Below are 7453 nucleotides of genomic sequence, written 5' to 3' on the forward strand. Positions count from 1 at the left end.
GGGACTACACCTTTCGTTTACGACGGCCTCGCCGACGCCCGGCGGGCGGCCGCCGCCGGCTCAGCCGTGGGCGCCTGTGACGCGTTGCGCCGAGGGCCGTACGCTGGCCCGGCGACGAGGAGGGCGCATGAGTGACACGGTGTGTCCCGGCGCGGTGCTGGTGGTGGACGACGACGCCGCGATCCGGCGCTCGCTGGAACGGGGGCTCAGGCTGAGCGGCTTCGCGGTGCGGACCGCCGGCGACGGGCCGGCGGCCCTGGCGGCGATCGAGGACGCGCCGCCCGACGTCGTCGTGCTCGACGTGTCGATGCCCGGCATGAGCGGCATCGAGGTGTGCGCCCGGCTCCGCCGCGCGGGCCGGGACCTGCCGGTACTCATGCTCTCCGCGCTCGACGAGACCGCCGACCGGATCGCCGGGCTCCAGGCGGGCGGCGACGACTACCTGGTCAAGCCCTTCGCCCTGCAGGAACTGGTGCTGCGGCTGCGCGCCCTGCTGCGCCGCAGGCCGCCGGCGGCCCACGACGTGCTACGGGTGGCGGGCCTGCTGATCGACCCGGCCGCCCGGATCGCCGAACGGGACGGCAGGCCGCTGGACCTGACCCGGCGTGAGTTCGAGCTCCTGGAGGTGCTCGCCCGCAACGCCGGACTCGTCCTCACCCGCGACCAGCTCCTGGAACGGGTCTGGGGATACGACGTCGACGTGCGCACCGACGCCGTCGACACGTTCGTCAGCTATCTGCGGCGCAAGCTGGAGGCGCCGGGCGGCGGCCGGCTCATCCACACCGTGCGCGGCGTCGGATTCGTCCTCAGGGAACCCAGGGACACGCCGTGAGACTCTCCACCCGCATCGGCCTCGCCGTCGGCGCCTGCGTTCCGCTGCTGGTGCTGGCCTGCGGCTGGCTGCTGCTGAACCTGGTCGCGCGCGACCTGCACCGCGCCGAGGACCAGCACTTGCGCCGGCAGGCGGTGGCCGTCGCCCCGGAGGCCCGGGCCCTGCTGCGGGCCACCGAGAACGGCCGGCCCAAGGCCGCGGACACCAAGGAGCGGCAGCTGTACAGCGCGGCCCTCGACGTCGGCGTACGGGTCGTCGGCGCGGACGACGTCTTCAGCGGCGGCCCCCAGCCCGGCCCCGCGGTGGCCCTGCCCGCACCGGCCGCCGGACCCGTCACCGTCTCCGGCGGCGGCCGCAGCTGGCGGGCACTGGCCCGGCCCCTGAAGGGCGCCACCGTCTCCGGAACGCTCTGGGTCTTCTCGCCGGACACCGCCGACCGCGCCCAACTCCGCCTGGTCCGGGGCCGGGTGTACCTCACCGCGCTGCTCGCCGCACCCCTGTCCGGCCTGCTCGCCTGGGGCCTGGCCACCGGGGTGAGCGGGCCGCTGCGCCGCCTCACCCGCCGCACCGCCGGCCTCGACCCGCGCACCAGCACCGCCCGGCTCCCCGAGGAACGCACCGGGGTGCGGGAGGTGGACGAGCTGGCCGCCACCGTACGGACCGTGCTCTCCCGCTACGACGAACAGGCGGCCCGCACCGCCGAGGCCCTCGACACCGCCCGGTCCTTCTCCTCCGCCGCCGCGCACGAACTGCGCACCCCGCTGATGAGCATGGGCACCAATCTGGACATCCTCGCCGCCCACCCCGGCCTGCCGGAGCCCGACCGCGGCGAGGTCCTCGGCGACCTGCGGCGCGAGCACGCCCGGCTGCTCGGCCTGCTGGTGATGCTGCGCGAGCTCGGCCGCGGGGACCTGGTGGAGGCGGAGGCGTTCCAGGACGTCGACCTGTCCGAGGTCGCCGACGCGGCCGTCGCCGACGCCCGCCGCCGGGCCCCGGACGCCGGTATCGCCCTGGACGCGGCGCCCGGGCTCACCGTGCACGCATGGGAGCCGGGCCTCAGGCTGCTGCTCGACAACCTGCTCGGCAACGCCCTCGCCCACGGCCGGGACCCGCGGGGCCGGGCGCGGGTGCGGGTCGGCGTGCGCGGCAACGCCGACCAGGTCCTCATCACCGTGGACGACGACGGTCCTGGCGTACCTCCCGGCGACCGCGCGCGGATCTTCGAGCGGTTCCAGCGCGGCGAACGGAGCGCCGGGTCGGGCCTCGGCCTCACCCTCGTCGCCCAGCAGGCGGCGCTGCACCGGGGGAGCGTCACCGTGACGGACGGTCCGCACGGCACCGGGACACGCTTCGAGGTCCGGCTGCCCGCGGGCGGCGACGGACCGCCCGGCCGCCGGGACTGGCTGATCGGCACAGCCGGGGCAAACCGGTCACAGAGTTTCCCCAAGGACCGTCCCTAGCCTGCGTCGCGAGGGGCGGACGAAGCAGCCGCCCGGGAAGCGAACGGAGAGGCAGATGGACGCACGACGACGGACGCGCACCCTGCTCGCGGGGCTCGCCGTGACGGCCGCCCTGGCGGCGGGCACGGCGGGGGTGGCGGTCGCGGCCGACGGCACGCCCGCGGCGAAGCCGGCCGGTGACGGGGCCAAGGCGCTGTGCAAGCGGGCGCCGAGGATCGACAGGCGGATCGACCGGGCCCTGAAGCGGCTCGACGCCGGCGCGGGCACCCGCGGCTCGGTGGCGCGGCTGCAGAAGCGGATCGACAACGCCAAGAAGGCCGGCCACACCGAGATCGCCACCTACCTCCAGAACCGCCTGGACTTCCGCACCTCGCTGCGGGCGAACCTGCAGCAGCGGAAGAAGGACCTGGCCGGCGTCAGGACGTGGTGCCAGGACAACGACAACGGGAAGGCGGCCGGCTGATGCGGGCCCGGGGACCGGCGCTCGCGGTCACGGCGGTCGCCGTGCTGGTGTCCCTCACCTCGGGCTGCGCCCACCGCGACGGCGCGTCCCCGGGAGCCGCGCCGGCCACCGCGTCCACGTCACCGGCACCCGCGGGCACGCCCTCGGGGTACGCGGACATGGAGAAGAAGGTGAACGCCGCCGAGTCCGCGGCCGCCGCCGCCGACCGGGACGCGGCCGGCGACGGGAACTGAGTTCAGCGTTCCCCGCCCGGCACCCACAGCACGTCGCCCCTGGCCTTGTTCGCGGTGCGGGCCAGGATGAACAGCAGGTCGGACAGGCGGTTGAGGTAGGTCGCGGTGAGCGGGTTCATCGTGTCGCCGTGCACCTCCAGGGCCGCCCAGGTGGAGCGTTCGGCCCGGCGTACGACGGTGCACGCCTGGTGCAGCAGGGCCGCGCCGGGCGTGCCGCCGGGCAGGATGAAGGAGCGCAGCTTCTCGAGCTCGGCGTTGAAGCGGTCGCAGTCGCCCTCCAGCCGGTCGACGTAGAACTGCTCGACCCTGAGCGGCGGGAACTCCGGGTTCTCCACCACCGGCGTCGACAGGTCCGCACCCACGTCGAACAGATCGTTCTGCACGCGGGTGAGGACCTGGACGAGCGCCTCGTCCAGACCGCCCAGCGCGATCGCGGCGCCGATCACCGCGTTGGCCTCGTTGGTGTCCGCGTACGCGGAGATCCTGAGGTCCGTCTTGGGCACCCGGCTCATGTCACCGAGGCTCGTGGTGCCCTTGTCGCCGGTCCTGGTGTAGATGCGTGTCAGATTGACCATGTGGCCAGCGTAGTTACGCTCCGGCCGTCCGGAACACTCGTGTGCCCGTCGTCACGGCCACCGCGGCGGAGCCGACGGCCACGAGGACGCCGTGGAGCGGGCGGGCGGTGACGTGGTGGCCGGCACAGGCGTCGCGCACCGCGTCCACCCGGTGGCGGAACGGGACGAAGCACGGGAGCACGTCCGGCCGGCCGGGGCGAGGGTCGCCGGGAGCAGGGCGACGTGGCCGCGGCGTCACCCGCGTCCGCTCCACCCCCCTGGGCGTTCTCCTCGACGGCATCGAGGACCTGCCGGGCGGTCGGGAGCGGCCGCGCCCCAACTGCCCCTCCGCGCGGGCGTGCTGAAGCGGGCCGGGAAATTCCGGGGCGAACGGGGCGGACAAAAGCACCCCTTTGGGCTCCTCGTACCGCTGCCGGTGTGATGTCCGTCAGTTGAGACGTGACGCGCGTTACTTACCGGTCACACAGCCGCTCCGGAGCGCTATGGTCCGCCGAAGAAGCAGACGTCCAAAGCGGGAGAGGGAGTCGGAGTGGCAGGGAAGCTCGCCGTCATCGGGGCCGGTCTCATGGGGTCCGGTATCGCCCAGGTCGCCGCGCAGGCGGGCTGGGAGGTCGTCCTGCGTGACGTCACCGACGAAGCGCTGGGGCGTGGCACCGACGGCATCAAGGCCTCGTACGACAAGTTCGTGAGCAAGGGGAAGCTGGAGGCGGCCGACGCCGAGGCGGCCCTGGCCCGTATCACCGCCACCACCGACCTGGACGCCGCCGCCGACGCCGACATCGTCGTGGAGGCCGTCTTCGAGAAGCTGGAGGTCAAGCACGAGATCTTCCGCGCGCTCGACAAGCTCGTGCGCGAGGACGCCGTGCTCGCCTCCAACACCTCCGCCATCCCGATCACCAAGATCGCGGCGGCCACCGAGCGCCCCGAGCGGGTCGTCGGGGTGCACTTCTTCTCGCCGGTGCCCATGATGCAGCTCGTCGAGCTCGTCCGCGGCTACAAGACGAGCGACGAAACCCTCGCCACCGCACGGGAGTTCGCCGAGTCCGTCGGCAAGACCTGCATCGTCGTCAACCGCGACGTAGCCGGCTTCGTCACCACCCGGCTCATCTCCGCCCTCGTCGTCGAGGCCACCAAGCTCTACGAGTCGGGCGTCGCGACCGCCGAGGACATCGACCTCGCCTGCAAGCTCGGCTTCGGCCACGCCATGGGCCCGCTCGCCACCGCCGACCTCACCGGCGTGGACATCCTGCTGCACGCCACCGGCAACATCTACACCGAGTCCCAGGACGAGAAGTTCGCCCCGCCGGAGCTGATGCGCCGGATGGTGGACGCCGGTGACATCGGCCGTAAGAGCGGGCAGGGCTTCTACAAGTACTGAGGCGGCCGGCTGCCGACCTTTACCCCGGAGATTCACTCTCAGGGGTGAATTCGGTATCGGTTCGCTTACAAGCAGCAACCGCACCGCCACTCACGGAGTCAGACGGTGCACAGCACCGTCACGAAAGACGCCAACCGCACTCAACGGGGAGCGCATATGTACATCAGGGGCGACCACGCCGAGCTGGTCGTCGGGGGCCGCCTCGACGTCCGCAGCGCGGCGGACGCCCGTACGGCCCTGCACTCGGCCGTCGACGACGGAGTCGGCGACCTGGTGCTCGACCTGTCCGAACTGGACTCCTGGGACGCCACCGGCCTCGGTGTGATCATGGGTGCCCACCGGCGGGCCGGCCGCTGCGGTCGCCGTCTGGTGCTGCGCGGCGTACCGCTGCAGATGCAGCGCCTGCTGGTGGCCACCCGGCTGCACCGCATCCTCGCCATCGAGGGCGGCATCGGAGTCGATGCACTGCCCCGTGTGTGACGGGCGCACCGCTGTGAACCGGGCGACGGGGGAGACGCGGGCGCAGCCGACCGACCGTGCGCCGTGGGCAATCCTCACCGGACTGTGACGTCTCGGACCGCGCGGCACCCCGCACTGTCGTAGATACTGAGCGAAGGTTTAGGGTTCGGTCGCCCGCCACCTCGCAACCCTCGATCGAGCGGGCCCGGACCAGAAGCGACAGCGCGGTGTGCAGCAGGCCGGGAGGGGCCGGATCACGTGCACACGACGCTTTTGGGGGGCTTGAACCTATGGACCCGATCAGCCCGGGACCCGAGGACCACGGCCAGGCGCACAGCCGCCGCCCACCCCGGGACTCCCTCAGCTCCGACTTCGTCCCGAGCGCGCCCACGCCCGTGCGCACGGCGCACCTCGTCTCGGGCGACCTGCTGCTCACCGTCAACCCCGTCGACGGCAGCGAGATAGAGCCCTGCCCGCCGACCGAGCGCCCGGGCAGGCCCCGTAAGCGCACCGCCACCGAGCGCACCGAGGCCGAGCGCGCCGCCCGGCCCCCCGTGCCGCCAGGACCCGCCCAGCCGCCGCTCTCCCTCCTGGAACGCCAGGACGAACGCGAACGCCTGGTCCGCCTGCTCGCCCGCGGCCGCTCCGTTCGCCTGACCGGCCCCGGTGGCTCCGGCCGCACCGCCCTCCTCGACCTGGTCGCCGAGGACTGCCTGGACCTCGCGCCCGACGGCGTGGTGCGCCTGAACGGCTACCACCGCGGCACGGGCGACCTGCTGCTCGACCTCTTCCGCGCCGTTTACGACGCCCCCCGGCACCGTCCCGAACAGGACGAACTGCGGGGACTCCTCGGGCAGATCGGCGCGGTCGTCGTCCTGGACGACCTCGAGTTCGGCGCCGCCGCCCTGGACGAGCTGCTGGAGGCCACCCCCGAGTGCGCGTTCCTGCTCGCCGCCACCCCGGACGTGCCCGCCCCCTCCGCCGGCTCCGACGTCGAGGAGGTCTTCCTCAGCGGCCTCGACCGCGCGGCCGGCGTGGAGATCCTGGAGCGGACCGTCGGCCGGGTCCTCACCGAGGAGGAGGCCAACTGGGCGGGCGACCTGTGGTTCGAGTCCGAGGGACTGCCGCTGCGCTTCGTCCAGGCCGGCGCACTGCTCCGGCAGCGCGACCAACTGCGGGCCGACACCGGTGCGGTGGACGAGTACGGCGTCTTCGAGGACGTACGGCCCGCCGTCGGCGCCGGTCTGGGGACGGCGGACGAGAACGTCCCGCTGCCCTCCCTCGGCGAGGCCGCGGCCCCCGCCCCGCTGCTCGCCTCCCGGCTCAGCGGATCCGCCCGCGCCACCCTCCGCTTCGCGGTGGCCCTGGGCGGCGAGGTCCCGCACCAGGCGCATCTGCCCGCCCTCGTCGGCGACACCCACGCGGACGCCGCCCTCGGGGAGCTGGCGGGCTGCGGACTGGTCTCCCCGGTCGGCTCCCGCTACCGCCTCGCGGCCGGCGTGCAGGCCCAGCTGGAGGCCGCCGGGTACGCCGACGACGCCACGGCCCAGGCCGCGACCGCCGGCGCCCACTACGCCTGGTGGGCCGGCCATCCCTCGGTGGCTCCGGAGCGGGTGTGCGCGGAGGCCGACGCGGTGCTCGCGGCGCTCACGGCCGTGGTCCCGGACACCGTGCCGCCCGTCGAGGGCGAGGAGAGCGGCTCCGTACGGCTCGCCCGCACGGCCGCGCCCGCCTTCGCCGCCGGGCTCCACTGGAGCGCCTGGGAGCGGGCCCTGCGCTCCGGCACGGAGGCCGCCGCGCTGGCCGGCCTGGTGACCGAACAAGCCTATTTCCACCACGAGTTGGGCGTCCTCGCGCTTCTCGGCGGGCAGCTGGACCGGGCCCGCGCCGAGCTGGAGGCGTCCATCGGGCTGCGTGGCGCGCTCGCCGACAAGCGGGGCGCCGTCGCCGGCCGCCGGGCCCTCGGCCAGCTCCAGTTCGACGGACTGGAACGGCAGGTAGCCGAGGCCGAGCGGCGGGCCCGCGGGCAGGTCCAGGATGTCGGAGCCGCCGT

The 7453-nt window shown here is 74.1% G+C and carries 7 protein-coding genes and 1 pseudogene; 7 read left to right on the forward strand and 1 reads right to left on the reverse strand.

Going from position 1 to position 7453, the window contains the following annotated elements; all coding sequences use genetic code 11:
- Nucleotides 1–127: 127 nt before the first annotated feature.
- From ACWEN3_RS10255 to ACWEN3_RS10270, 4 genes are read left to right on the forward strand one after another with little or no spacing between them, the layout of a single operon-like run.
- A complete protein-coding gene (locus tag ACWEN3_RS10255) occupies nucleotides 128–832 on the forward strand; it encodes a response regulator transcription factor (RefSeq protein WP_452968104.1) in 705 nt (234 codons plus the stop codon).
- On the forward strand, nucleotides 829–2292 hold the full coding sequence (locus ACWEN3_RS10260; protein WP_452968106.1) for a sensor histidine kinase: 1464 nt from the start codon (nucleotides 829–831) through the stop codon (nucleotides 2290–2292). Before ACWEN3_RS10255 ends, ACWEN3_RS10260 begins: the two co-directional genes overlap by 4 nt.
- A gap of 55 nt (nucleotides 2293–2347) precedes the next feature.
- A complete protein-coding gene (locus ACWEN3_RS10265) occupies nucleotides 2348–2755 on the forward strand; it encodes a hypothetical protein (protein ID WP_452968109.1) in 408 nt (135 codons plus the stop codon).
- Complete coding sequence (locus tag ACWEN3_RS10270; protein ID WP_452968111.1) at nucleotides 2755–2988, forward strand: hypothetical protein; 234 nt, start codon at nucleotides 2755–2757, stop codon at nucleotides 2986–2988. Before ACWEN3_RS10265 ends, ACWEN3_RS10270 begins: the two co-directional genes overlap by 1 nt.
- A gap of 2 nt (nucleotides 2989–2990) precedes the next feature.
- Here the strand turns inward: ACWEN3_RS10270 and ACWEN3_RS10275 are convergent, their stop codons facing one another.
- Nucleotides 2991–3563 (reverse strand): cob(I)yrinic acid a,c-diamide adenosyltransferase, encoded by a 573-nt coding sequence (locus ACWEN3_RS10275; protein ID WP_452968114.1) that lies wholly within the window; start codon nucleotides 3561–3563, stop codon nucleotides 2991–2993.
- Nucleotides 3564–4092: 529 nt separating this feature from the next.
- Between ACWEN3_RS10275 and ACWEN3_RS10280 the strand changes: the two genes are divergently transcribed.
- From ACWEN3_RS10280 to ACWEN3_RS10290, 3 genes and pseudogenes are all read left to right on the forward strand, one after another.
- A complete protein-coding gene (locus ACWEN3_RS10280; RefSeq protein WP_452968117.1) occupies nucleotides 4093–4941 on the forward strand; it encodes a 3-hydroxyacyl-CoA dehydrogenase family protein in 849 nt (282 codons plus the stop codon).
- Nucleotides 4942–5097: 156 nt separating this feature from the next.
- Nucleotides 5098–5421: an STAS domain-containing protein gene (locus ACWEN3_RS10285; protein ID WP_452968119.1), complete on the forward strand. Its 324-nt coding sequence runs from the start codon at nucleotides 5098–5100 to the stop codon at nucleotides 5419–5421.
- Between the two features lie 269 nt (nucleotides 5422–5690).
- A pseudogene (locus ACWEN3_RS10290) lies at nucleotides 5691–7453 on the forward strand (ATP-binding protein); the annotation flags it as partial.

It is taken from the genome of Streptomyces sp. NPDC004561 (assembly GCF_053602155.1).

Bases quoted from the DNA above. Each gene is read 5' to 3' on its own strand.
- ACWEN3_RS10255 (WP_452968104.1), top strand. From the start codon at position 128: ATGAGTGACACGGTGTGTCCCGGCGCGGTGCTGGTGGTGGACGACGAC.
- ACWEN3_RS10265 (WP_452968109.1), top strand. From the start codon at position 2,348: ATGGACGCACGACGACGGACGCGCACCCTGCTCGCGGGGCTCGCCGTG.
- ACWEN3_RS10270 (WP_452968111.1), top strand. From the start codon at position 2,755: ATGCGGGCCCGGGGACCGGCGCTCGCGGTCACGGCGGTCGCCGTGCTG.
- ACWEN3_RS10275 (WP_452968114.1), bottom strand. From the start codon at position 3,563: ATGGTCAATCTGACACGCATCTACACCAGGACCGGCGACAAGGGCACC.
- ACWEN3_RS10285 (WP_452968119.1), top strand. From the start codon at position 5,098: ATGTACATCAGGGGCGACCACGCCGAGCTGGTCGTCGGGGGCCGCCTC.